Source organism: Endozoicomonas sp., assembly GCF_965196975.1.
GTDB lineage: Bacteria > Pseudomonadota > Gammaproteobacteria > Pseudomonadales > Endozoicomonadaceae > Endozoicomonas.
In genome coordinates this window covers 3,331,054-3,355,061 of the sequence record NZ_OZ239981.1, presented here as the reverse complement: position 1 = coordinate 3,355,061, position 24,008 = coordinate 3,331,054, and the positions used below count along the sequence as shown (strand labels likewise).

General features: G+C 47.1%; 22 protein-coding genes. 6 read left to right on the top strand and 16 right to left on the bottom strand.

The genetic code is table 11. The annotated features are described in order from the left end of the window. Positions 1-246: 246 nt before the first annotated feature. The 4 genes from ACOCLE_RS15065 to ACOCLE_RS15050 all read right to left on the bottom strand — a co-directional run bounded on the left by ACOCLE_RS15065 (position 247) and on the right by ACOCLE_RS15050 (position 3,519). Entirely contained in the window at positions 247-549 is a 303-nt protein-coding gene (locus tag ACOCLE_RS15065) for a DUF2306 domain-containing protein (protein WP_419537214.1), read from the bottom strand. Positions 550-733: 184 nt separating this feature from the next. Further along, the gene (locus tag ACOCLE_RS15060; RefSeq protein WP_419533159.1) at positions 734-1,303 is read right to left on the bottom strand and encodes a hypothetical protein; all 570 of its coding nucleotides are present in this window, start codon (positions 1,301-1,303) and stop codon (positions 734-736) included. Between the two features lie 375 nt (positions 1,304-1,678). Continuing rightward, on the bottom strand, positions 1,679-2,467 hold the full coding sequence (locus tag ACOCLE_RS15055; protein ID WP_419533158.1) for a hypothetical protein: 789 nt from the start codon (positions 2,465-2,467) through the stop codon (positions 1,679-1,681). A gap of 95 nt (positions 2,468-2,562) precedes the next feature. Further along, on the bottom strand, positions 2,563-3,519 hold the full coding sequence (locus ACOCLE_RS15050; protein ID WP_419533157.1) for a GNAT family acetyltransferase: 957 nt from the start codon (positions 3,517-3,519) through the stop codon (positions 2,563-2,565). A 280-nt stretch (positions 3,520-3,799) separates the two neighbouring features. On the opposite strand from ACOCLE_RS15050, the gene ACOCLE_RS15045 reads away from it, so the two are divergent. Then, the gene (locus ACOCLE_RS15045) at positions 3,800-4,084 is read left to right on the top strand and encodes a hypothetical protein (RefSeq protein ID WP_419533156.1); all 285 of its coding nucleotides are present in this window, start codon (positions 3,800-3,802) and stop codon (positions 4,082-4,084) included. Here the strand turns inward: ACOCLE_RS15045 and ACOCLE_RS15040 are convergent. Beyond that, a complete protein-coding gene (locus tag ACOCLE_RS15040; protein ID WP_419533155.1) occupies positions 4,073-4,714 on the bottom strand; it encodes a CDP-alcohol phosphatidyltransferase family protein in 642 nt (213 codons plus the stop codon). The genes ACOCLE_RS15045 and ACOCLE_RS15040 overlap by 12 nt on opposite strands. Positions 4,715-5,023: 309 nt before the next feature. Here ACOCLE_RS15040 and ACOCLE_RS15035 point away from each other — a divergent pair, with 309 nt between their 5' ends. The 3 genes from ACOCLE_RS15035 (at position 5,024) to erpA (ending at position 6,677) form a co-directional block, all read left to right on the top strand. Then, entirely contained in the window at positions 5,024-5,776 is a 753-nt protein-coding gene (locus tag ACOCLE_RS15035) for a DUF6776 family protein (protein ID WP_419533154.1), read from the top strand. Next, positions 5,766-6,224 carry a bactofilin family protein gene (locus ACOCLE_RS15030; RefSeq protein WP_419533153.1) on the top strand — a complete coding sequence of 153 codons (459 nt, stop codon included), beginning with the start codon at positions 5,766-5,768 and terminating at the stop codon, positions 6,222-6,224. Before ACOCLE_RS15035 ends, ACOCLE_RS15030 begins: the two co-directional genes overlap by 11 nt. A gap of 99 nt (positions 6,225-6,323) precedes the next feature. After that, complete coding sequence (erpA, locus tag ACOCLE_RS15025) at positions 6,324-6,677, top strand: iron-sulfur cluster insertion protein ErpA (protein ID WP_066018029.1); 354 nt, start codon at positions 6,324-6,326, stop codon at positions 6,675-6,677. A gap of 133 nt (positions 6,678-6,810) precedes the next feature. Here erpA and ACOCLE_RS15020 read toward each other — a convergent pair whose 3' ends face one another. From ACOCLE_RS15020 to ACOCLE_RS14995, 6 genes are all read right to left on the bottom strand, one after another. Beyond that, a complete protein-coding gene (locus ACOCLE_RS15020; protein ID WP_419533152.1) occupies positions 6,811-7,749 on the bottom strand; it encodes an L-lactate dehydrogenase in 939 nt (312 codons plus the stop codon). A 54-nt stretch (positions 7,750-7,803) separates the two neighbouring features. After that, positions 7,804-9,309 (bottom strand): IS66 family transposase, encoded by a 1,506-nt coding sequence (gene tnpC, locus ACOCLE_RS15015; protein ID WP_419532963.1) that lies wholly within the window; start codon positions 9,307-9,309, stop codon positions 7,804-7,806. Positions 9,310-9,572: 263 nt separating this feature from the next. Beyond that, entirely contained in the window at positions 9,573-10,682 is a 1,110-nt protein-coding gene (locus ACOCLE_RS15010) for an anhydro-N-acetylmuramic acid kinase (protein WP_419533151.1), read from the bottom strand. Positions 10,683-10,799: 117 nt separating this feature from the next. Then, complete coding sequence (locus ACOCLE_RS15005) at positions 10,800-12,245, bottom strand: OapA family protein (protein ID WP_419533150.1); 1,446 nt, start codon at positions 12,243-12,245, stop codon at positions 10,800-10,802. Positions 12,246-12,646: 401 nt separating this feature from the next. Continuing rightward, positions 12,647-13,441: a hypothetical protein gene (locus ACOCLE_RS15000; protein WP_419533149.1), complete on the bottom strand. Its 795-nt coding sequence runs from the start codon at positions 13,439-13,441 to the stop codon at positions 12,647-12,649. A gap of 221 nt (positions 13,442-13,662) precedes the next feature. Further along, positions 13,663-14,304 carry a hypothetical protein gene (locus tag ACOCLE_RS14995; protein ID WP_419533148.1) on the bottom strand — a complete coding sequence of 214 codons (642 nt, stop codon included), beginning with the start codon at positions 14,302-14,304 and terminating at the stop codon, positions 13,663-13,665. A gap of 475 nt (positions 14,305-14,779) precedes the next feature. On the opposite strand from ACOCLE_RS14995, the gene tyrS reads away from it, so the two are divergent. Further along, positions 14,780-16,087 (top strand): tyrosine--tRNA ligase, encoded by a 1,308-nt coding sequence (gene tyrS / locus ACOCLE_RS14990; protein WP_419533147.1) that lies wholly within the window; start codon positions 14,780-14,782, stop codon positions 16,085-16,087. Positions 16,088-16,158: 71 nt separating this feature from the next. Here tyrS and amrA read toward each other — a convergent pair whose 3' ends face one another. Beyond that, positions 16,159-16,740 carry an AmmeMemoRadiSam system protein A gene (gene amrA, locus ACOCLE_RS14985; RefSeq protein WP_419533146.1) on the bottom strand — a complete coding sequence of 194 codons (582 nt, stop codon included), beginning with the start codon at positions 16,738-16,740 and terminating at the stop codon, positions 16,159-16,161. Between the two features lie 160 nt (positions 16,741-16,900). Next, positions 16,901-17,680, bottom strand: a complete 780-nt coding sequence (gene amrB / locus ACOCLE_RS14980) for an AmmeMemoRadiSam system protein B (RefSeq protein WP_419533145.1) — start codon at positions 17,678-17,680, stop codon at positions 16,901-16,903. Positions 17,681-17,847: 167 nt separating this feature from the next. On the opposite strand from amrB, the gene amrS reads away from it, so the two are divergent. After that, on the top strand, positions 17,848-18,948 hold the full coding sequence (gene amrS, locus ACOCLE_RS14975; RefSeq protein ID WP_419533144.1) for an AmmeMemoRadiSam system radical SAM enzyme: 1,101 nt from the start codon (positions 17,848-17,850) through the stop codon (positions 18,946-18,948). A 2-nt stretch (positions 18,949-18,950) separates the two neighbouring features. On the opposite strand, the gene ACOCLE_RS14970 is transcribed toward amrS, so the two are convergent. From ACOCLE_RS14970 to ACOCLE_RS14960, 3 genes are all read right to left on the bottom strand, one after another. Continuing rightward, the gene (locus tag ACOCLE_RS14970) at positions 18,951-20,879 is read right to left on the bottom strand and encodes a hypothetical protein (RefSeq protein ID WP_419533143.1); all 1,929 of its coding nucleotides are present in this window, start codon (positions 20,877-20,879) and stop codon (positions 18,951-18,953) included. A gap of 767 nt (positions 20,880-21,646) precedes the next feature. Then, positions 21,647-23,398 carry an autotransporter outer membrane beta-barrel domain-containing protein gene (locus ACOCLE_RS14965; RefSeq protein ID WP_419533142.1) on the bottom strand — a complete coding sequence of 584 codons (1,752 nt, stop codon included), beginning with the start codon at positions 23,396-23,398 and terminating at the stop codon, positions 21,647-21,649. Continuing rightward, positions 23,370-23,960, bottom strand: coding sequence for a hypothetical protein (locus ACOCLE_RS14960; protein WP_419533141.1), 591 nt, complete (start codon positions 23,958-23,960; stop codon positions 23,370-23,372). The genes ACOCLE_RS14965 and ACOCLE_RS14960 overlap by 29 nt, the downstream gene beginning before the upstream one ends. Positions 23,961-24,008 lie beyond the last annotated feature (48 nt).

Here is a 24,008-nt window from a genome sequence, read left to right as displayed (position 1 = left end):
CGAGATTCGGGGCAGTTTATGAAATATCCGGGCTAGTAATTTGAGATAGTTTCAGACAAAGTCGCACATCGCGTTGCTTTATATTCACCATCGACAAGATGATGTCTGTAAGAATTTCAAACAGCATTACAGGCTAACTTCTTGGGTAGTAGGGTTATAAGTCGAACTAATACCTACTGAGTCTTTTTTGTTAAGGCCGGACTAAATGATACCATTTGATATTGATCACCTTTATGGTGAAAGAAGTTAACCACCGAAGAATAATTGATACAAATAACGCCCGGGCGCAAAAGCCCCAATACCTGCACCCACCAAGCCAACGTAAGCACCAATTGAATAAGCCTTATGACGTTTGATTTTATGACTCCGGGCTGCAGATACAGAAATGACTACACAGATGATAATCCACACAGAGAGCAGATGAATGGGACCAAAACTGCTCCAGATGGGAAAGAAGCTGCTGATCCAGAATGAGGAAGTGGCCGTGATCAGCATGGCCACCATCCAGGTTCGCCCAAGGTACCGGTGCAGGGGGGTGCCTTTTTTCATCGTTAGCTGAAGTGTACCCGTTAGAAGACTATAGACTGCTGCTGTCAGGTGAATCGCTATCGGTGTTGTCATCATCTAATATCCAAAAATCATGCTTGAACACATGCTTAAATAATTTTAAGTTCCTTAATGAGTCATCATTTATAATCCAATTTTAGCGATGTATTATCTGAAGAGGTTGTGCTTAATGAATCTCACCGACGGATTGGATATTCAGCTTATCCCTTAAATAATAGGCGATCCATTTTAATCCACGTCGTTGCAGTGAGTACAAAGGACGACCAGCAATTTCTTCAGCTTCTTTAACTACATCGTGGTAACTCATACCAAGGTACTGCATCTGATAAGTACCAATGACCAGAGCGGCTCTATCACTGCCCGCTTTACAATGCACAAAAAGTATACGTGGTCTGCTCCATTCCTGATTCATCAGGATTTGCAATCGATCTACCAGTCGATAGACATTGTCAAGAAAAGGAATGTTGTGCATCAGGTCCAGTATTATACCGGGGTATAAATCAGGGCTTGAAAGCGCGCCGTATATGGGGTGGTGAACTAAACGTACAAAGTCTGGATGCTCATTGGAAAACTCCTCTTCCAGCTTTAACAGGTGGCTCTCATTAAGAGTGCTGATCAATGAGAAATTGAGAATTAAGAAGTCTTCTGGAAGTGGGGTGTCCATTTTTTCCAGTGACCTTTGATTCATTGATTTTACCAGTTCATCATAAGCAAACTGATTGCTTAAGACAGGCATGTTCCCCCTGAACAGGTAGTTCCCGGTTTCTGAGTTGAAGTCAACCATCCGTAATTTCTGTGGATTGAATGCCAGTACCCTTTTCTGTAAGGCCGGTGGTAAGGGTGAATACTCTACTACAGGGGGGGAGCGTTGATCAGAAGAAACTCCTGCTACCAGGCAGAACAAAAGTAACGTTGGAATGATTTTCCTGAGGATATTCATAGCTCACTACATAATGGTTCTGATACTGGCTTCAGACCATATCTTGATCCAATAGTTTCAAAAGCAGTAAATGAGTCATCAGGATAGGTTCACTTGAGTATATTTGCAGAAGCCGTTCATAAATCAGCAGTAGCCCTGCCTGAACAGAATTGTTTGAGGGCACAGGCCCCTCTAGATATCACCAATGGTAGGAAGTTTTTCAACCTCTTTGAGATAATAGGCGTACCACTGCAGTCCATGCTTGCTTAATGAACTGATCTGTCGACCTGCGACAAGGACAGCATTCTGGTAGGCTTGATGGTAGCTTTTCCCTTGGTGGCGCAGTTGGTAGGCAGCGATCAGCTCACCAGTTCGGTCAAAGCCTGCTTCACAGTGCACGTAGAGAATGATGGTGGCTGTTTCATCTTGATCCAGCCGTCTTTTCAGGTTGTTAACCAACGATTCAAGTTTGTCTTTGCCCCATTTTTTAGCAAAGTGTTTACGCCACTTACGATGGGTGTGTTTGACGCTGACAGGGATGCCATAAACGGGGTAGTGAATCACTTCTCCCAGTTCTTTATTCTGATCAAAGAATCCGTGCTCTTTTGCTAAATGCCTTCTCTCGTTGGGGTTAATTGTATTTATCAGGGAAATATCAATGATTCTGACCATTTCTGGTATGGGGCTTCCTGTTTGTTCAATAGCATGGCTGTTAACAATGCCCATCAACTCATGATAGGCAAATGTTTTACTGTTAAGTGGCATGTTTCCACGAAACAGGTAGTTACCAGTTTGTTCGTTATAATCAACGAGATGGACCCTCTCCGGCTTGAATTCACTACTGGGCTCATTCTGATAAGCTGCTGCCAGACCCGATGTATTGAGAAATGTTTCTGTATCAAGGGAGCGTTCCTGATGCGATTGGGCCACAGGTGAAAATGCAATGATCAGTAAGAATAATAACCGCACATAAGCATGCATTTGCTAAACCATTTTCTAAGAGCTTATGTGTTGATATCTGCTGGTGATGGTAAAACCATTAGATCCCCAGCATCAGAAAACTGGGGAGGTCTGGGCTAGTCGTCAATCCTTTTTCCCAAACTGATGACACTATCTGTCTGGTATTTCAGGGATCGATAAAATGCTAAAACCTGATGATTCGTAGTGCGGACCTGCAGATTGATTTTTGGACAGCCGAGTTTTGCTAATCGTGTTTCCAGCTTGCTCATCAGGGTTTTACCCAGCCCGTATGATTGCCATTGGGGAATGACGGCCAGATAGTTCACCCAGCCTCTATGACCCTCATAACCACCCATAACAGAGGCGACGATTTCATTGTTGATAAGTCCTACCAGAAAAAGATCGTCATTCATGGCAGTTTTTCGGTCTATATCACTCTCTGGGTTATTCTGTGGGGTGGTCAGACCACACTGTTTCCACAGTCTGACCACTGCTTCTCTATCTTCAGACTTGAAGGTACGGACTGTCATATCAGGACGAGCATTTTGTCGTGGTGTGATCTTTGGTGTCGAGTCAACTATTGGTAGACGGACTCTGGACATCCGATAGCTGTTGACAAACTGCCCATTACGAAAGGCATCACATTTGCTTTCACCCTCTATCTCAAAACCAAAACCCTGGTAGAGGGCAATAGCCCGGGAGTTGTCTGTATAAACGTCTAACTCGATCCGTACCAGATTCAACCAGTTGTCTGCGAGCTCCACCATTGTCGCCATCAGCTGTTTACCAATGCCTTTTCCCTGGGCATTTGGATGAATGGTAATACCAAAACTTGCGCAATGTTTGCGGCGGGGGTTCTCCTGTGTTCGTAACCCCAGGTGGCCAAGAATTTGCCCTGATGACTCGGCGACCAGTTGTATATGGTTTTTATCGTCAATATTGAACAGGCTTTTCCAATACTCTTTGGAACGATAGGGAATCTGGCTGGTCTGGCGGGTGACTTCGGGATCACGGAAAAACGCCCCAATAGCTTCAAGGTCTGAAACTTCGGCATGTCTGATCACTGCATCCATGACATATTCTCTGTTGTGTTTATTTTTAAGGATTATATGGGAAAGCGGTTAGCTTTTTACAACAAACTGGATGTCTATCAACAAGGACTAGTAATAAGCGGAGCTATGTGTGCAGAAAACTAAAATATACGTTCAATTAGGTTGATTCCGTTTTTTACTTCTGGCGTGGTACTTACAGAGGTGTAGGAATATGCATGCTCAAACGTGACAACTCATGATTAAAAGAGGTTGAACGGTTCTTTAGAATTCAGAGTTCGTATTTTGTTTCAGGAACCTGACCGTGGGTGAAGTCTGCTTTACATTGTTTGATCCCTTCTTTTTGTTTGTTGCTGTGATTGGTATTTCACTTGGCTACTCAAAAAAATACATTGTCCCACTCACGGCACTGTTTATTGGTTTGCTGGCTGAAACTCTGGCAACAGAAGCAAATCAGGCTCGGCAGTGGGGGGAAAGCATTCACGTTTTTCTGGGGGCTGCGATTATTCAGGCGATCCTTGCTTACTTTGCTGTCGGCTGTTGGCGTCGGAGAAAGTTCTGCGTAGAAAAGAACGTTTCATGCCGCTGAGCGGTTATGTTTTTCTCTTTCGGCTTGACGAATGCTCTGATACCCAGCCCAGATTCTGAGCCCGGCTGTTAATATGCAGACAGCTGCAAAACCAAGGGCAAGTTGTGGAAAATAGGAAGGGAGCATACAGAAAAGGACAAACAGGAATATGGTCTCAGTTCCCTCTGCCAGACCGCCCAGATAGTAGAGCGATTTATGGTTGAAATGTGGGTCAGATAGCTGGTGTTTTTCAGCCATAATGGCATAGGCGAGAAAACTGGCCCCCGTTCCCATGAAGGAAAAAATAAGGATGGAAGCGGCAACCGCATTTTTATCCGGGGCGGCCAGGGCGAATCCCATAACGATGCCTGAATAGAAAATAAAATCCAACGTGATATCCAGGAACCCTCCTGCATCAGAAGGTGCGCTTAGTCTGGCCAGTGTACCATCGAGCCCGTCCAGGCAACGGTTAATCAAAATAGCGAATAATGCAAATGAGTACTGTTCAAAGGCGAGAAGAGGAATTGCTACCATCCCTACCAGAAAGCCAAAGATTGTAATCTGGTCAGGTTTGACGCCACGATGCTGTAGCCAACTGGCCAGAATTTTCAGCGGTGGTTGGATGAGAGGAGCTGTCCATTTATCGAGCATGTGATTGAATGAGCTTACTAACGGTTATAACTGCATCATACCCTTGAGAAACTACGGTGCCAAACCACTTCTCATGCAGATAATGTGAATGAGCTCCAGACGCAGTGAAAATTATATCAGCCAGTTTGTTATGTTTTTTTGGCTTGTGTATAGTCCCGCTGTTAAAGTTTTCAGCATAAGATTCGCCTTAATACGTTAAGGTGGTTTTCAGTCCCGGATATAAACAGTGGCTTTTAAAAATCACGTTGATGCATTGCTAAATGGACATCAATTGGTTTTTAAGCCGTGGTCAGGAAAAGGTGGATATCTTTGATCCCCGACAATGGCAAACTCAAGGTTATACGCCATGACCCTAGGCGTGAACAGTTAGTTCGAATCTTCCTGTTGGTCTTTATTGCTTTGCTGGCTGTTGTTACCTACTGGTATGGTGGTAGTCATGCAGGACAGAATCTGGATGAGGCACAGCAGCAAAATCTGAGCCTGGAAAGGCAGACAGACGTTTTACAAGAAGAGAATAACGAACTCAGACAGAGACTGGCCATTCTGGAAGGTGCCAGCAAGATGGATCGTGAAGCCCTGAACAATGTTCGACTGCAGGTCAAACAGCTGGAAGATGAAAAAGAGAGGCTTCATAAAGAGCTCGTTTTCTTCAAGAGCATACTGGCTCCGGAAGATATGTCGACGGGTGTCAGGATGGCAGGGTTCAGCTTGCTTAGAGGCGATGAACCCGGTCAATATCGAATGCGTCTTGTTATCTCCCAGGTTGCTCGAAGTAACCCGTTTCTCAGAGGGGCGTTATCTGTGTCGTTACTGGGTGAACAGGGTGGTAAGGCTCTCTCTATACCGCTTCAGCAGTTAGTTGGAGGGGAGCAGATAACAACCCGTCTTGGGTTTCGCTATTTTCAGGCTCTGCCCAGTGACCGAGAGTATCTCGACTTTACTTTACCAGAAGGGTTTCAGCCGTCAGAAATAAAAGTAGTGATACAAATAACGAGTGGTATAAAGCAACATTTTGAACAAATTTATCAATGGGATAAGGAGCTGGTAGGGGATGTTCGGTAAGAGCAAAGCAGCAGGTAACGTAAGTAACAAGCATGGTAGCACTACCCTCATATCATCTGAAACTACCATTACCGGAGATATCCATTTTACCGGAGCAGTCCATATAGAAGGTCGTGTGAAGGGAAATATCTCTGCTGATCATGGGTTGCTGACTATTGCTCACAGCGGTAGTGTTGAGGGTGATGTTCGAGCTCAGCGCGTGGTCGTTGATGGCCATGTTCGTGGTAATGTTTTTGCTGAAGAACACCTGGAACTTGCCTCCAGAGCGGTAATTACCGGGAATGTATTTTACAGTGTGATTGAAATGACCAAAGGATCTCAGGTAAATGGCAGTCTTGAGCATCATCCTAACGGTGTACCTGCGGGGCAGCAGCCGCTTCTGGAACGATCTGATGCTACCGACACGGAAATACCTGTTGGAGAAGTGATTGAAGTAGGGAATAATTGACTGTAATAGTTGGTTACTTGGATAATAGCCAGCTGATGAGTACATGACGGGCCGTTGGATTAACTGGAATAAGTAGATGACAGCGGCACGGGAGGGTCAATGAGCGTAGTAGAAACAGTGATACCTGAGCCAATCAGTGTTACGGAAGCTGCTGCCCGCAGGGTAAGTGAATTGCTGGCAGATGAGACTGAAGAAAATCAAAGGCTGCGGGTATATGTCACCGGTGGAGGCTGTTCTGGTTTTCAGTATGGCTTCACCTTTGACAGTAACCTTGCTGATGATGATACCTTGATTATCAAGGATGGAGCGCCGGTGGTGGTTGACTCCCTGAGTTATCAGTATCTGGTAGGGGCAGAAATTGATTATGAAGAAGGACTGGAAGGTTCCCGCTTTCTGGTCAAAAATCCGAATGCCAAATCTACCTGTGGTTGTGGATCTTCTTTCTCAATATGAACGGGTAGCCTGAAGCGTTCTATGGGACTTTTTGGGAACCACAAGAGTCACACAGAACACAAAGAAGTATTTTCTCTTTTCCCTTGTGCTGTGTGATAGTTTATGGTTTAGACGCAGCCTTTAAAAAGCGAACCTACACCAACTGATCCATTGATGCTTTCAGGGTGCTTGCAGAGTGCTGAATACCTGCAAGTTCCTCTTCATCCAGTTTAGGGGCGATAATACTCTCCACACCATCACTGCCAATCACTGTGGGCAGGCTGAGGCAGATATCACTGATACCGTATTCCCCATTTAGCCTGACGGTTACTGGCAGAACACTTCGTTGGTTATTGCGAACTGTGCGAATGATGTAGGCAATGACCAGGCCGATGGCCCAGTTGGTGTAGCCTTTGTTAGCAATAATCTCATAAGCGGCTTTTCTGACACGTGTGACAATTCCTGCCAGAGCCTCCTGACTGTATTCACGGCCATTAATGGTATTGCCTTTAATACCCAGGCCTGCAATAGACGCCGAGCTCCATACAGGTACTTCAGAATCCCCATGCTCGCCAAGAATATACGCATGAATCGACTGTGGGGATACGTCGTAGTGGCTGGCCAGAAGGGTTCGAAAGCGGGAGGTATCCAGCAGAGTTCCAGTACCTATCACCAGATTGTTGGGACGCTGGCTCAGGCTTTGCATGGCATGAGTAAGAATATCTACCGGGTTGCTGGCAATCAGTAACATAGCCTCTGGTGCATGGTGATCCAGCTCTTTGGCAATCGCTTCAAACACTTTGATATTGCGTTGCAGCAGATGCAAACGGCTTTCATCCGGACTGGACTGGCTGACACCTGCGCAGATAACAATGATTCCCGCGCCTTTCAGGCTGGAAAAGTCACCGGCAGTGACCTCACAGCGTCCGACCAGAGGCTGGCCGTGCATCAAATCAAGAGCCTCTCCATGAGCTCTGTCGTGGTTTTTATCCACAAGAACAATTTGGTTGGCCAGCTTTTGTTGGAATAGGGAGTAGGCTGCAGCCATACCAACAAAGCCGGTACCGATGATGCCAATTTTATTCATATTCATGGGAGAGTGCCTGCGTCTTTGAGGTTAGCTCAGACAACCTTAAGCTGAATGTAACTATTCAGCACCCAGCAAAGGCGTATTGTTGTAATTTCGAACCGCTTTAAGAAGCGCCTGAAATATGTTCAACCCCTGCTTTTTAGCAGATGATAAATAGCTTCGGATTCGGGTAAACATGGTACCTCCGTCTTCGCTTCTGAAGCAGCCTGAGATCTTCTGCTTAAGTTTGGCCATCCTGGCATCACGTTCACTGCCATTGTTATCGAAGGGAATTGAAAAGTCCGACATGAAGCGCAACGTTTCAACCTTAAACTCAATAAGCCTTTTGAACAGGTTGTAGGCCTTGGTATTCCTGACCTTCTTACGTCCAAGCACCTGTCGTTGTTTTTCCATATAAGCGGTTTCCTTCGTGAGAGCCCTTTGAAGGATTTGGTCGTATATCGTCTCAATGCGAAGCTGTATTGCACCAGGCATTTGAGTCAGACCGGCTGCTTTGTATTTCTTGCAGAAGTGCCAGGAGAGCGTAAGCAATTTCATCAGCCGCAGAGCCAGCTTATTCGCATCCCTATCGACAACTCCCTGAAGCTCTCTCAGATGATGGGCATTACAAAGCACATGCACTGCCGCATAGGCAAAGTAGGACTTCCAATGATCGTGAACCAGAATGCCTGCAAAAGTCAGCAGGATGCCCATTGCATCCATTGCTTCACAACCTCGCCTTTCTGAGAGGTAGTAAAGCGTCCATTGGTCATCTCGCATAATGTGTAACCACCACAGTGAACCGTCAACCCGCATGCCAGTTTCATCCGCTCCTGCAACCGGACTTTCTTGTAAAGCATCGCGGATACTCTGCTCAGTAGAGGCCAGGTTCTCATGGGTATAGGCAACAAAATTGGCAACAGAGCCTGCGCTGACACTCATGCAATAAATAGTATTGAAATACTCAGACACCCGGTGATATGGGATGAAGTGATACTGGTTTAAATGAACAGCCATTGCCTGAGTCACTTCTCCGTATTGAGCAGCGGCTTTCACTCCTTGGGGAAACTCAGCGGTGTTCCGTTTACCACAAGGACATACTTTAACGTCTGCCCAGTACGCGGTAACTTCAAATTCTCCGGGTCTACCTGGATCAAAAACCTGTCGCTCAATGTATTTGGTGGGTTTAATATCGATAAGCGAAGACTGGCAACAGCAACATTTTTCAACCTTCAGATGCCTGACATAATCGGGTAAGGCGACACGTCTCAAACAAGAGCCTTGATGACCTTTCTGGCCACCTGGTTTATTGCCTGAAGATGGTCTAAGGCTTTTGGGGTTCGGTGTTTCCTGTGAGGAGCAGGGGGCTTCTTTGGAAGATGTATCACCTTTATCACTCCCTTTTTTACTGGGCTTTTGATAACCATCTGACGATGGTGGCTTACTACTGTTTTGACTGTTTTTATTAACCCTTTCTTCCAGTTCGCTGCAACGTTCCCGTAAAAGCGCATTCTCGGTCCGAAGCTCTTCATTCTCTTTAAGGAGAGCTTCGGTAAACGGAGTAGCTGGGAAGTCTGGTTCCATACTGGAGATTTGTTAGAAAAATTGAGTATAAGATGATGGTCGAAAAATCAGAAAATTCCAGATTTATATGAAGGGTGCTGAATAGTTACAGCTGAATAATAGCGTACCTCAATAGTGTGAAGGAGGGAGTTCCAAGGTGCTATGAAAGGAGGCTGCCCTTCCTTGCGATAAAGTGTTTCAAAGTAAGTGTTTAGATGAAATTTAGTCTCATATATTCTTATTGGGTAGTCATCATCAAGCGGTCGGCTTTCAAGAGAACGGGGTCATGCTGGATAAACGCCACCAAGCAGACGTAGGCCAGACGCTCCAGTAACTGCAGGCAGATTGCCGGGCAGTTTCGATATATTCTGTCTGGCAAGCCAGGCAAAGGCGACTGCTTCAACCCATTGAGGATCAATGTCCAGTTCGGAAGTTGAACCCAGTCGTCTGTCAGGCATTTCCTCTTTAAGCATAGACATTAAAACTTTGTTGTTAGCGCCACCACCACAGGCAAACACTTCATTTGTTTCTGGTGCATGCTGCCTTATGGCATCTGCAATACAGCGAGCCGTTAAACGACAAAGAGTTGCTTGTATGGTGGTCGGGGATAATCCGCGAAACCCTTCAAGCATTGAGCTCAGCCAGGCAGGGTTGAACAGTTCCCTGCCGGTACTCTTGGGAGCTGCCAGCCGGAAAAATGGTTCGCTCAGCATGGTTTCCAGCAGGATGGGGTCATGAGGCTCCTGGGAAGCATGAAAGCCGTCTTTATCGAAAGGTTGATGCCACTGTTGCTGACACCAATAGTCCATTAACAGGTTGCCAGGGCCGGTATCAAAGCCAGTTACGGAGCTTTGTCCACTATTTGCAGCCGGCAAGATAGAAATATTGCTGATTCCCCCAATGTTGACGACCACTCGGTGGGAAGTTTTGCTGGTAAAAACGGCATGGTGAAAGGCGGGTACCAGAGGGGCTCCCTGGCCACCAGCTGCCATGTCCCGACGTCTGAAATCGGCAACAACGGTAATGCCGGTTTGCTCTGCCAGTATATTAGGGTCACCAATCTGAAGGGTATAGCCGAACTCTGGTATATGCCTGATGGTCTGACCGTGGCTGCCAATGGCATTGATCTGGTTTGCAGTCAGCCCGGCTTTATCCAGAAGTGACTTGACGGTTTCAGCGGCAATATAAGCTATGGCCGGATCAACCTCAGCCATTAAGCGAATTTCATCATTGCCTGGCTGACAAAGCCGCTGAATTTTTTCCTTCAGCTTTAACGGCCACTCTGTGGTATGGCTGGCAATGAGAATCGGGTGATTGTCATCGAAGCGAACAGCAACCGCGTCCATGGCATCCAGACTGGTACCTGACATAAGGCCTATATAGATATCTGACATGGTTTGCCCTTGGGAGGAAAGGTTGTTGAGTATCATTGTTAACCAAAAAGACTCCGGGGCACAGAGAAGAGATAATACTTTCTCTGTGCCCCGGAGTCTTTTTGGTTTGATGGAACATTATTGCGTAGCCAGCAGTGTCTCACTTTGCTTTTCAAGCCTTGCAATCATCAGCTCTGACCTTTTTTTGAAGTTAGCCATTTCACTTTTGGCAATAGGTGCTGCATCCGGTAATTTGACCGTCATGGGGTTGCGGTGAACGCCATTGACGCGGAACTCATAATGCAAGTGGGGACCTGTTGCCCATCCTGTTTTGCCAACATAGGCAATAACCTGACCTTGGCGAACTTTCTGTCCTTTCTTCAACCCTGCCAGCTTATTGGCATGAGCGTAGATAGTAACAATATTGTTGGGGTGCTCAATAAAGACTACGTTTCCATAGCCATTCTGCCAGCCGGAAAACTTGACCCGACCATCCCCTGCTGCCTTGATGGGAGTATTCATGGGGGCTGCATAGTCAACAGCCCTGTGGGGGCGTTTGGTTTTGAAGATTGGATGAAGCCGGTCTGGGTTGTATCGGGAACTTATGCGGGTAAAGTCAACCGGAGTACGGAGAAAGGCCTTTTTCATGCTTTTTCCATCCGGGGTGTAATAATCGGTATCACCATTGCTATCGGTATAGCGAATAGCGGTATACGTCTGCCCCTGGTTGGTAAAGCTGGCAACCAGAATATTGCCGTCACCCAGCTTTTCACCTTCCAGATACTTCTCTTCATAGAGCAGGTGGAAGCTGTCACCACTGCGAATATCCTGAACAAAATCGATATCCCAGCCAAAGATGCCCGCCAGCTCCATGGTCAGATTCTGGGAAAGGCCTGCTCTCTGGCTGGCAAGAAAAAGGGAACTTTCAATGGTACCACTGGCATAGGTAGGGCGTATATCCGGTGACAAGGTTACCAGTTCAGCCTGATAACCATCACTTTCTTTGTTAAAGAAGATACTTTCCAGTTTGGATTTGACATAGCGTAATTGGGTCAGGCTACCTTCCTGATTAATCCGAAACTCAAGGGATTCACCTGGTCGGATTCGAGCAAGTGTTTCACCATACTTGGGTGTGTTGGCAATCTGGTAGACAACACTGGCACTTAACCCCTGAGTATTAAAGATCGCCGATAAGTTATCACCGGATTTAATGGTAACGTTGTGCCACGTACCAAGCTGCTGTTCCAGGTCGTATGCGGCTTTTGCCAGTGCTTTGGCTTCCGCTTCCTGCTCCAGCTCTTTGATAGAGGCTTCTGCTGTATCGGAGCTCTGCCCGTTGATAAATGGAGCAGGCTGGGAAGTTGTTGTGCTGCTGGCCAGTTCAGGAACGGTTTCCTCAGACTGAAACGCATCAATGGCCATTGGAATTTCGCTGCGCTTAGCTTCTACCTCACCAGAGGGCAGAAGAGCCATCACTCCCATGATGCTGGCAGCGATAGTACTTGCCAGCAGCAAGTGTCGCTTGGGGAATTGTTTCAGGCGCTGGTTCACTCGGGTGGCGCCTCTCGGGATGGCTTTATTCATTAAGGTTGTTAACGCTGTCTGCAATGTGCTGATAAGTAAATTATAACGATAAAAAACACTGTAAGTCATATCCGTCAGAAAAGATGCGTCAACTGAACGTCAATTATTATTTTTTCTTATGAGTGACTTGTTTATCGCAAATCATTTTGTGGATGGTATGGGAAGTACTGGTGGCCTGGACGTATAGAAGGAGAATTGAGCTTTGAGCCGGAGGTAATATTAAACCATGGATGAATTTTCAGGCACGCTGGCTGATGTATATTTGATGCGGGGTAAATCTTGGTAGGGGATTTGCCGGACACCCTGTTGCATAAGGCAGGTAAAAATATCTGGAAGATTGCTTGTTAGATGCTTGTAAAAACATCCAGCGTGTTTGATTTCTGGTAGCGATGACCCTGAATTTATTCTTTCCTGAGCAGTTTATGAATGAAATTTTCATGCCCTCCAAAGGGCTCGGCATCGAGCAGGTAGGGTGTATTTAGTATTAACGCGATCAGTAACGGAGCCGGCAGGAAGTAAAGCAGTGGCGCCGCATAAACAATTGTTGTGAGGTAGGTGAGAATGACCCCTCCTACTATCTCTGGGATCTTACCGAATACCAGCAAATATTGATCAGGTATGTTACTGGTCTCTTCTGTACCGCGGATGGTTGCTTCTGTCGGATTATCAGGAGCTCTGTTACTGAGGTAATCCCTTTGGTATGCACCATCAATAACGGACTTTCTACAAGCTCTAAGATTACTAACAACCTTTTCAAGATAAGGGATACCAGTCAGGGGGGAAGCATTTATCTGGCGATCAGCAAGGTTTCTCTCGGTTGGGCTTGAGTCGCCCAGCCAGTGCAGAAAGCCAATGACAGCACCTAATGTAAGGCTCGTGACGTGCCTGCCCAAATAAAAAGCGGTTTGACTGATTGTGGCACTGAGCTTTATTCCGGTTTCCAGGGCTTTGCAAGCTCGTTCTTTAATACCCGGGGACAAAGTGTTGTGAGATTGTTGCCCAAGCTTTTTTGAGATTTCCAAGGCTTTGCAAGCTTGTTTTTTAATACCCGACCACAAAGTGTTGCGAGTGTGTTGCCCAAGCTTTATACCAGCGCCAAGGGCGTTACGAGTTTGCTGCTCCAGCCCACTACTCTGTCCATATGATAGAGAGGTGAATCGCATTATATCCATAATAATCAACCACTTGTTCAGCATATGTCAGCAGAAGCATTTGACTGCTACAGCGTATGAATTATCTGGAGGGAAAATGATAGAAAGACTAAAAAAGTCAACTATTTAGAGTCCCTTGGGGCTCTTTTTTCGACCGGGGAAGTTTGCTTTTGTTCCATGACTTTGCAGTATGTTGAACTTTTATGCCTGAGTTATGGGAGGGAAAAACAGCAACCGGTCAGGTTGCTGTTTTCACTCATTGATGATTACACGATGCGAACTGTAGACTGATTAGACGTAGACTGCATGCCCATGAAGATATTCCAGTGGCTTACGACACCCGTGTCAGGATGAGGCCGGCTTGTTAACTCATAGGTTGCAGGCTCTGGATTAGGTTGCACTGTTTTAAGGGTGTTGAATGGAAGAAGTTTTGGCGCATTCACTAACGGTGCAATAATTAAAGGCAGGCCAAGCCCGTAGGTAGCAGCCCCAGTCAAAGCCATCGCACTCAACGTACTCAAAGCACCGCTGATGGATGATATCTCGTATTTTTTAAAGAGCGGCTTGTTAATCAATTCGAGAGCACTGACCTGCCAGTCTTTGATCGACTTTGTCACGCGCTCATGGAATTCCAGGTTGTCTCCACGACTACATGGAGGAGTCTCAACGTCCATTCTGCGGCTTCCATCACGGCAGTGGTAAATCCCTTTAGCCAGTCCAACCGGTGCACCTATAGCATAACCTACGGCATAACCAGCAAAGCAAGCTACAGCCTGACCTGGCTGCATAGCAATTTCAGTGGCCCCTGAAGCCAAGGTTGCACCAGTCTTGACCAGGCCCTTAGTTCCTGACCATACTGATGATGCGGCAAAGTAGGCGCAATCTGCGACACCCGAAACTAAACTCATATCTATTCTCCTGATTTGTATTCATTTTTATAGAGCTCTGGCCATACTGCTTTAGCAATGGTGGCAAGGCTTATCATCCAGAAATGCAGCGGATCTCCACAAATGAGACTGGGTCACTTGGGAAGGGCTGAACTGCTCTATGGTTCTATTTGATAGGCAGTCAATGTTTTAGTTCATTGGCACAAGTGTACTTGGACTACCTTGAGGTCAGGAATAACTAACGTAGGGTGTACTTTTACCTGAGTATTCAGATGTATTGATTGCTGCTGCTCGCCTGTTATCAAAATGCCAATTTACCACGGTTTCTCTCTTTAGAACTGCCTAAAAGCTTCATTCCACGACATCAAAAGGCTGGCAGCTACTAAAGAAAATATATTTATAGTTCAGGCATTTGTTCCAGCGAGATTTTGTTGTATTTTGAGCGGCTTGATTTTTTATTTCGATTGAATCACCAAATCGTTGCAGGAAAAGGTAAATGTCCGATAGCCAAAACCCGTTGCTGAAAGATCTTCAGGCCCGCCAGCTCATCGCGCAGACTACTGCAGTCGAGGAACTGGACGCTCATTTGAGCGAACAGCCTCGGGTGCTCTATTGTGGCTTCGACCCTACTGCTGACAGTCTCCATCTGGGGCATCTGGTTCCTTTGCTGGTTCTCAAGCGCTTCCAGGAAGCCGGGCACAAGCCAATAGCGCTGGTGGGTGGAGCTACTGGCCTGATTGGTGACCCAAGCTTTAAGGCTGCTGAACGTCAATTGAATACTCCTGACGTGGTGGCTGGCTGGGTAGAGAAAATCAAAGGTCAGGTAAGCCAGTTTATTGATTTCGACTGTGGGGACAACTCCGCGGTTGTTGCCAATAATCTGGACTGGACCGGTAACCTGAACGTGCTTGATTTCCTGAGGGATATTGGTAAGCACTTCTCTGTGAATGCCATGATCAACAAGGAGTCCGTGCAGCAGCGTTTGAACCGTGAAGGCTCTGGCATCTCCTTTACTGAGTTCTCCTATGCCCTGCTTCAGGGTATGGACTTTGCGGAGCTGAACCGCCGTTACGACTGTACCCTTCAGATCGGTGGCAGTGATCAGTGGGGGAATATTGTTGGCGGTATTGATCTTGCCCGTCGTCAGAATAAGGCTCGTGCCTTTGGGTTAACGGTACCGCTGATTACCAAATCTGATGGTACCAAATTCGGTAAAACAGAGGGGGGGGCGGTCTGGCTGGATTCCAGAAAGACTTCCCAGTATGCGTTTTACCAGTTCTGGATGAACACGGCTGATGCAGATGTGTATCGTTTCCTGAAATTCTTCACCTTCTTGACTATGGAAGAGATTGATGCCATTGAGAAAGCCGACGCAGAACGTCAGGGGCGCCCTGAGGCCCAGAGAATTCTTGCCCGTGAAGCTACCCGCCTGGTGCATGGGGAAGAAGGTCTTAAGGCTGCTGAGCGAATTACGGAAGCACTGTTTTCCGGTGACATTACCCAGCTTTCAGAAACTGATATGGAGCAGTTGAAGCAGGATGGCCTGCCAAGTGCCACGATTGAACGGGCTGGACTGGAAGGTCAGGCCATGACTCAACTGTTTGCTGAAGTGGGTATGGTGAAGTCTGGCAAACAGGTTAAAGATGCGCTGGGTAATAATGCCGTGTTCTTTAATGGTATCGCCCGTGGAGCTGCGGATAATATGAACCTGCCTGAGTGCTTTGCTGCTGATAAGGCAATGTACGGTCGATTCTTTCTGGTAAAACTGGGTAAGAAGAATCACTTCCTGTTTGAAGTGGTTTGATTGATCCCGTTTATGGTTTACTGAAAATCATGGTCATCGGGCGATCCTGTCCCGGTGACTTATTTCATCTATTAACCTCTCCTTTCCTCAAATTTCACACATTGATAGCGGAAGCATTCCATATCATCAGGCCAGATGCCCGGGGGCATGCCTGCCTTGTTTTTCAGGTGAGCCAGAAACTGCCTTGGATTAGGGAGCTGCTTCCAAACCTGGGGTAAGAATGTCGCAGAGTATTGCGAGTTGCGAATCAATAATCCGTCGATGCCAGGACGTAATTGCTTCAGTAAATCTCTCTCATCAGCAACCTCCATGCGTTGCTGGGGTGTCAATATGGATATTTCTACCTTTATTTCTGGTAATTCGTTTTCAGTAACGGGTGGAAACCGAGGGTCTCGAAATGCACTGGCAAAGGCATTATGAATGATGTCATCGAGCAGGGTTCGGTGAGCCTGAGTCGAACCAGTACAACCACGCAGTATCCCCTTTTTCTGGAGAGTGACAAAGCTGGCTGCTTTTTGCAGAAATACATCTGGCTGGTCTTCCCGTTCCTGTATTTGCTCTGGTGGCAAGCCCCGTGTACACCCTTCGCTGATCGTCTTTCGGGCAAGGCGCAGCAATTCTCTTTTCTGGTTTTCTGTGGGTTCGATTTGCACAGTAGAAATTCCCGTTTTCCTTCGTTAGAGGCATGGGAAGCCTCTTTCTGGTTTTTATCGTCACCCAACGGGGCCTCTGAATAACTGCTTCATTTACACTGGCAGTGGCTGGGAGTCTTCTGTATAGGATGTATGCAGCTCAGGTTCTGCAGAATATCGTCTATTGAATAACAAAGGCGCCATACCCCACCACTCGGCTTTTATCGCCAGCAGTATCTCCAGAGTTGCGCACATCAAGAGTAATGACATCCATTCCCCGACGCTGGGCAACCTTCAACATGCCATTAAGAGGATAGCAGCCACAGGCCTGTCCACCGGTTAAATTGCAACTGAGCTGTTCAATGGCCTTTACCGTCTGGTTATCCCGGTAGCAGGCTTCTTCATAATTATGGTAATGACTCAGATCAGAGCTGATAATAATCAGGGTTTCGTCTTCTCCCCAGAGGTATTCGATCACTTCAGCCACCGCCAGAGGGCTGGTGTCGCCAACGACAATGGGTATCAGTTTGAAGTTATCCAGACAGGCCTGAAGAAAAGGGCATTGAACCTCCAGACTGTGCTCATAGGCATGCGCCTGATCAATGGTCTGTATCTGACTGAACTGCTTCAGCTCAGCCATAGCCTCTGCATCCAGAGGTACGTTACCAAGCGGTGTAGCAAATGCTTCACAGGCAGGAAGCGCCATACCCTGCAGAGGAACCCTGTGACAAGGCCCCAGCAGAACAACCCGGCGGATACTCTTTCGCATAGAGCTCAATAGACGATACGCGCTGGCAGCTATTGAACCGGAGTAGATAAAGCCAGCATGGGGAACGATCAGGGCCTTGGGTGAAAAATCCCTGGGGTCAGCATCATTGAGCAGTTCTTTGACAACATGATCCAGAGCACTGGGTGATTCAGGATAGAACGTCCCGGCGACGGCAGGTTGGCGAATAATCATTATGGGTTCTCCCCCGAGAGTGGCTTGTGGGCACGCAGTTTGAGTGAAGGTACCCCCTGTTTTTCAAGCTCCACTCAAATCGCGCTGGCAGAGCCTATAATTATAGTCTTCGTTCCATATTCAGGATGATGATCAGAGTTATATTCTTTGATCGGGAGAGAGGGAACATGCTCAAGGAAAAAACGCCTGCCGGTAATGTGCCGACAAACTATTGGCACGTTCTGGATGATGGGCGTATCCAGTGTGATGTCTGCCCCAGGGCTTGCAAGCTCAGGGAGGGGCAACAGGGACTCTGCTTTGTCCGAGCCTGTGAAAATGGCCAGATTGTTCTCACCAGCTATGGACGCTCCAGTGGGTTTTGCATCGACCCTATTGAAAAGAAACCTCTTAACCATTTTCTTCCCGGAACTCCAATTCTTTCTTTTGGCACTGCAGGCTGTAACCTTGGCTGCAAATTCTGCCAGAACTGGGATATGAGCAAATCCAGAGAGATGGATACTCTGGCCGCTCAGGCCATGCCCGAACACCTGGCTGCAGCAGCTGAGCAGACAGGGTGTCGTTCACTGGCTTATACCTACAACGACCCGATTATTTTCATGGAATATGCCATTGATGTAGCTCAGGCAGCAGCAGAGAAGGGCATCAAGTCGGTGGCGGTTTCTGCAGGGTATATCTGTGATGAGCCCCGAGCTGAATTTTTCCGTTACATGGATGCTGCCAATATTGATTTGAAAGCATTCAGTGAAGGCTTCTATCGAAAAATCTGTGGAGGGGCTCTTCAACCGGTGCTGGAAACGCTGGAATATCTGAAACATGAAACCTCTGTCTGGTTTGAGATCACAACATTATTGATTCCCGGTGAAAACGATTCTGATTGTGAGCTGAACGACATGTGTCAGTGGATTGCTGAGCATCTGGGGGTGGATGTTCCTATTCACTTCACGGCATTCCACCCTGACTGGAAGATGCGTGATCACCCCAATACACCTGCTGCCACGCTGACCAGAGCCAAGAAAATAGCAATGAACCACGGTATCCGGTACGCCTACACAGGTAATGTCCATGATTCTGATGGTGGTAGCACTCGCTGCCATCACTGCCACAGTATGCTCATTGAACGTGACTGGTATGTGTTGGGTGAGTGGGGGGTTAACGCTTCGAAAGGTAAGGGATTCTGTCAGCAGTGTGGTACACCGGTTGCCGGTGTTTTTGAAAAGCAGCCTGGCGTTTGGGGGAGTCGTCGGGTGCCTGTTAAGATTGTGACCTGAAATCAAAATCTCCAGACAAAATCAGCACTGATTTGTTGTGCGAGTATGTGTGATGAATGTCGTGCACTGTAGCGAATACTGCTATCTAGAAACTCCCCCGTCATTTGCAGTCCAATACCCAGCTCTGTGCTGGTTCTATCCATTTTTGGACTTGAAATGGATACGCCAGAGCCTTTGTTATTGTTTAACGAAACTTCGGTTTGCAGCTCCCGATCACCCCAGGTGGGAATAAAGCGAATATCGAGCTGGGGCAATAATTGAACTCTGGCATTATCTCTGGAAATCAGGTCAGGTCCTTGAATGGCGACACTTAGCGGTAGTTGTCTGTAGTTCTGTTTGGTTTTGCTGCGTGTGTAGAGATCATTGCCGTCTACCATGATTTCACTGTCTGGTTGGTGGGTATGCCAGAGTTCAATGTGTGCAGCAGGCGTCACCAACCAGTCTCCATAATAATGGGGCCATGCCATTCCCGCCTGTACGCCAGCCACATCAAGTGTTGTATTCGATTTAAGGTGTTGGCCATTGTTGTATTGATGCAGCTTGTGTTTGGTATGCAGATAAGTCGCGCCGAGGTTGATCACAAAGGGAGAAAAACGTAAGGCGCCACTGATCAGCCCACCCAGATAATCGGCATCGCTATCCACAGGGGTGACGAGTTCTGTGGAATTGATATCTCCTTTTCCATTAAATAGCCCTGTACCGATGCTGCCCCAGCTTGTTTCTTTTACCAGTTGGAGGCCGAGCCCATGAATATTGGCCTTGAAGCCGAGATGCCCGTCTGGTACATCAAAATCTCTGCCTGTTATACGGTCATAAAGAGGGAGAGCCCATAAGGAGAAAGGTTCATCGGTTGGGTCAAGGCACTGCCCGATCCAAACAGGGCTGTCTGCTCTTTTGCAGAATGACGTTGATAGTGTGCTGTGCAAGAGTTTTGAGGCCAGCATCTGATCCACCATATTGACCGGAAGCTGCTGGCTGAATGCGCTGTTCTGAGCAATCGTTGCTGATGAGGGTGCTATTGAAGAAGAATATGAGGGACCCAGTGGAGTCCAGGGGAGTGTCTTATGGCTTGGATCTGGAGGTGCAGGCTCTTCAGGATTTGTTAATATGGCGTAGAGATAACCCTCATTAGACTCATTCTGTTGCTCAAGTGTTAGCGTATAGCCAGGTCTGTCCGTTTGAGTTGATAGGGTAGACAGATCCAGGTTCAAGCCACCATTGTCTGCAAAGTTCTTCTTAACCAGAACAAATTTCTGCTGCTCGCCCGCTTGTAATTCAGTTTGCACATTACCCAGAACGGTTCCCTGGCCTCTGACCATAAACTCCCCTCCCTGCTCAATAATCAGGGGGGCTACTGCAGCAGAATTGGTCAACTGATTATCAAGGGATAAAGGAACCTGCCATGTTCCTCCGCTGGCAAAATTGATGATCAGATTGCCCTGACTGCCAATGGTAGAACCGGGAATTGTAATCCACTTTGCATTGGGACTGTGAAATTGCCAGCTGACATTTCCCTGGGCAATATCCAGCTGGCTGTTGATGATCGAGCCTTCTGCCAGATCAAGAATCATCTGATTGAAACCATTAAAAAGATGAATCTTGCCCTCAAGCATGATCTTTTGAGGGTTTGGCTCTTGTGGGTCAGAAGGACTGTATGTGGTCAGCAGGCTACCAAATGTTGGATTAATTGCTGCCATTTCTATCGCGCTGGCACCATTGTGGGTGGATACATTAAGCTCATTATTGATGTATACGCTCCCTCCTAAAATGCTCAGGGCATTAGTATTGTCATCACTGGCATTGATATCCGTAGTCCCATTGAGCTGAACGGTGGCGGAGTTATCACTGATGGGAAAGGCGTATAATCCAGCACTGTAAGTTCCCGATACATTTATTGTCAGAGAGTTATCAAACGTGATCTGTCCTGGCATTGAAGCAACACCAAAGGAGCTTATACCCTGAAGATTGATGTCCACAGGACCTGTAAAGTGCATTCCCTGGTCCAGACCTGTCCATATTCCATGGTTTTGTTCCAGACCACTGGTGTTGGTTATGGATATGGGGCCATTCAGGTCAATTTTCCCGTCCTGCTGGCTTTCAATTCCATTAAGGCCAGAGCTTAATAAATGAATCTGTAAACTATCGACCGTTCCTGATATTTGCCCGTTTTGAGCCGCAAATACTGCCCCGGTTCCTGTGGCACTTGAACTGAGGTTAACCGTTATATTCCCGGAAAGTGTCGAGTTTTCTCCATTCGCACTCAGGCTCTCGGTATAGACGCCAGACCCATAATCAGTGGCGTATGAATGTGTTGAAATGAACAGTGTCAGGAAAACGGATAAAAACGGCGAGCTCTTTGGGGGAGAGGGGATGAGCTGTATGCGCCGTCAAACAGGGAGAGCATTGGTACGCTCCTGTAAACGGGAGTGCTAAATATTATAGTTGTCGTTTACTTAATGTGTGTACCAGATTGTTTGCTCAGTCAAAATAGGAAACGGCGCAGCCCATCGGCGACCACTTGGTATCGTTTTTCATTTTTTTGCTGTTTCCACTATTCCAGTAACTGGGAGATACTGGTGTTCTATAGGGGCTATTCACCAATAGCAGTTATTGGGCTGTTGATGTGATCGCCTCAAGGAAATTGGCTGGTATTGAATCCGATCAGTTGATGCCAGATGAGTGGGGGAGGTACATTTCTTTAAAACAGCCAGCTTACACTGGCAGTAAATGCCTGAGAAAATAGATGCTGTGATTTGTCCAAACAATAGCTGATGGCAGCATCAAGCTGTTTCCCAATGACGTGCAGCCCTAACTGAGATTGCCAGTAATGTTTATCAAGCATTGGTGACGCCAGTGGGATGGAGACAGGACTCTGGTCATGCGCACGAATCTGAGTGCTCATATTCTTTTCTCCAATCACTGTCGTATGGCCTAGATCAGCTGTTATCTGCCAGGAGAGTGCTGGGCTTACTGTTGGCATTAAGGGGCTGGTCAGATCAACCCGCGGGGTTGCCTGCCAGAAGTGCTGCCGCCCACCACTGATCTGAAGTTCGGTGTCATCAACAGTCAGTCGGTAAGCACTCTGTTGAGTGTTCCACCAGGATAAGCTGGCAGAAGGTAACACCCGCCAGTCACCAATGGCCAGCCCAGTGCGAACCGTTGCCTGTGCCACAGTCAGGTCAGTCGCCACCTGAGCCTGAAGCTGCCTATTTGGTATGGATTGTTGCAGGTTGTGACGACCGTTCAGATAAGCCGTCTGCATATGCAGATCAACATGTGATATTGATCGGCTCCAACCCAGAAAAACGGCTCTGTAATTTGAGTTGCTCTGTACGCTTTCTGGTAAGCCCTTGGTAAAGCCATTGCTGTCACCCATAGTGAATCCGGCACTGACGTAACCTTCAGGAAGCGTTTTCAATAGTTGAAGGCCAAGCCCTCGAGTATCAGCCTTCCAGCTCTGATCAAAACTGTATAGGTTGTAGTCTTTTCCCTTCAGGTTGCTCAGGAATGGGCTGACTTGCAAATACCAGCTGTCAGCAGATGATACTTCGCCACTGTTTATACCAACCCACGGTACTGTTTGAAGGTGGCTGTTGTCGGGTGTTGTTGCCATATTATTTAACAACTGTCGAAAGGTGAGCTGGTCAATCAGACTAACAGGCAATGCCTGATGTGGTAGGTAGCTCAGTGATACTGTGGCAGGAAGTGGTGGCCGAGGTCCTGGCGTATTTTCTTCGCGAGTCAGCACACCGAGCAGATAACCTGAGCTGTCGGTAGTTTGCTGTTCAATGTTCAGTTTGTATCCCGGTGTATTGGTTGATGCCTGCAGCTCATCAATACCATTATATTGATAGCTGGCATCAACATTTTCAGTTTTTACCAGAACATAAGTCTGGCTGTTACCTGCTTCCAGTGTTGTGGAGACCAGTCCCTGGATAGTGCCGCTACCGGTGATTGACAGCTGTCCACCAGATTGAACGGTCAGCGGAATAGTGCCAGTTACCGTATCATTCTGAAATTCAGCGGTCAGTGGCATTTGCCATAAACCACCGTTCTCAAAATTCAGGGACAGAGCCCCTTTACTGCCAACTGTTGAGCCGGCCACAGGAGAAAACTGAGCATGAGGGCTGTCAAAGGAAAGTAGCATCTCTCCTTCAGAAATATTCAGGCGACTATTAATCTGTGAGTCTGCAGACAGGTCAAGCAATACCAACGCGGCGGGACTTAAAAGCTGAATCTGGCCATTTAACCGGATGATCTGTGGGTTGGCTGGTTGCAAATGTGTTGCTCGGGTTCCAACGGTACTGACTTGAATACTGGGCATTGCGTCAACGGCTATAGCGGTATTATTTTTGGCGTTAACGGTCAGGGGGGCATTGATGTTTATGATTCCGCCCGTATTGGAAATTGCTTCTCCCTGATTACTCGTTGTGATTGTTGTTGGGGCCATTTAAATACGTATTGGAAATACCCCCGATGCTCATTGTGAGTATGCCATAGGAGCGTTGACCACCGGTCACGATATCAAGTTTATTATTGAATGTGACTTCACCAGCTAACACCTCTACCGGTATATTGTATTCCCCAATAGTATTGATAGAGACAGGGCCTTGAAAAGCTGCTCTACTGTCCGCTATCAACAGACTCTCCATAGTGTCAGACAGTCCTTCATGAGAAGAAACCGTTACGGAGCCTGAGAACTCAGCTGAGCTTTTATTGTTTAGTTCTATACCATATTTTGAGGCTCCTCCTAAGTTGATCAACAAAGTATCTAATGAGCCGATCAGGCGTGCATCATCCATGCTGATGGCTGATGAATGGCTTTCCCACTTTGCGTCGATGATGATATTACCTGTCAGTGTCAGGGTGTCTCCATTCGTGGCCGACAGTGGTTCTGTGTAAGTCCCTGTGTCAATACTCTGGTCTGCTGCAGAGGCAGATAGAGTTGCTACGGTCATGATGGGAGCGGTGAACCAGTTTACCGAAAATGTGCGGCTGATAATCGAAAGCATAAAAGCTCAATATGAGTTGTCAGAAAGGACTCGAAGCAATAAATAACA

What these genes read in the sequence shown, in the direction of transcription:
- amrS (WP_419533144.1), top strand. Translation starts at nt 17,848, where the DNA reads ATGCTCAAGGAAAAAACGCCTGCCGGTAATGTGCCGACAAACTATTGG.
- ACOCLE_RS15005 (WP_419533150.1), bottom strand. Translation starts at nt 12,245, where the DNA reads ATGAATAAAGCCATCCCGAGAGGCGCCACCCGAGTGAACCAGCGCCTG.
- ACOCLE_RS14970 (WP_419533143.1), bottom strand. Translation starts at nt 20,879, where the DNA reads ATGCCAGGACAGATCACGTTTGATAACTCTCTGACAATAAATGTATCG.
- tnpC (WP_419532963.1), bottom strand. Translation starts at nt 9,309, where the DNA reads ATGGAACCAGACTTCCCAGCTACTCCGTTTACCGAAGCTCTCCTTAAA.
- tyrS (WP_419533147.1), top strand. Translation starts at nt 14,780, where the DNA reads ATGTCCGATAGCCAAAACCCGTTGCTGAAAGATCTTCAGGCCCGCCAG.
- ACOCLE_RS15000 (WP_419533149.1), bottom strand. Translation starts at nt 13,441, where the DNA reads ATGCTGAACAAGTGGTTGATTATTATGGATATAATGCGATTCACCTCT.
- ACOCLE_RS14995 (WP_419533148.1), bottom strand. Translation starts at nt 14,304, where the DNA reads ATGAGTTTAGTTTCGGGTGTCGCAGATTGCGCCTACTTTGCCGCATCA.
- ACOCLE_RS15055 (WP_419533158.1), bottom strand. Translation starts at nt 2,467, where the DNA reads ATGCATGCTTATGTGCGGTTATTATTCTTACTGATCATTGCATTTTCA.
- ACOCLE_RS15065 (WP_419537214.1), bottom strand. Translation starts at nt 549, where the DNA reads ATGAAAAAAGGCACCCCCCTGCACCGGTACCTTGGGCGAACCTGGATG.
- ACOCLE_RS15020 (WP_419533152.1), bottom strand. Translation starts at nt 7,749, where the DNA reads ATGAATATGAATAAAATTGGCATCATCGGTACCGGCTTTGTTGGTATG.
- erpA (WP_066018029.1), top strand. Translation starts at nt 6,324, where the DNA reads ATGAGCGTAGTAGAAACAGTGATACCTGAGCCAATCAGTGTTACGGAA.
- ACOCLE_RS14965 (WP_419533142.1), bottom strand. Translation starts at nt 23,398, where the DNA reads ATGGCCCCAACAACAATCACAACGAGTAATCAGGGAGAAGCAATTTCC.
- ACOCLE_RS15060 (WP_419533159.1), bottom strand. Translation starts at nt 1,303, where the DNA reads ATGCCTGTCTTAAGCAATCAGTTTGCTTATGATGAACTGGTAAAATCA.
- ACOCLE_RS15030 (WP_419533153.1), top strand. Translation starts at nt 5,766, where the DNA reads ATGTTCGGTAAGAGCAAAGCAGCAGGTAACGTAAGTAACAAGCATGGT.
- amrB (WP_419533145.1), bottom strand. Translation starts at nt 17,680, where the DNA reads ATGATTATTCGCCAACCTGCCGTCGCCGGGACGTTCTATCCTGAATCA.
- ACOCLE_RS15010 (WP_419533151.1), bottom strand. Translation starts at nt 10,682, where the DNA reads ATGTCAGATATCTATATAGGCCTTATGTCAGGTACCAGTCTGGATGCC.
- ACOCLE_RS14960 (WP_419533141.1), bottom strand. Translation starts at nt 23,960, where the DNA reads ATGCTTTCGATTATCAGCCGCACATTTTCGGTAAACTGGTTCACCGCT.
- ACOCLE_RS15050 (WP_419533157.1), bottom strand. Translation starts at nt 3,519, where the DNA reads ATGGATGCAGTGATCAGACATGCCGAAGTTTCAGACCTTGAAGCTATT.
- ACOCLE_RS15040 (WP_419533155.1), bottom strand. Translation starts at nt 4,714, where the DNA reads ATGCTCGATAAATGGACAGCTCCTCTCATCCAACCACCGCTGAAAATT.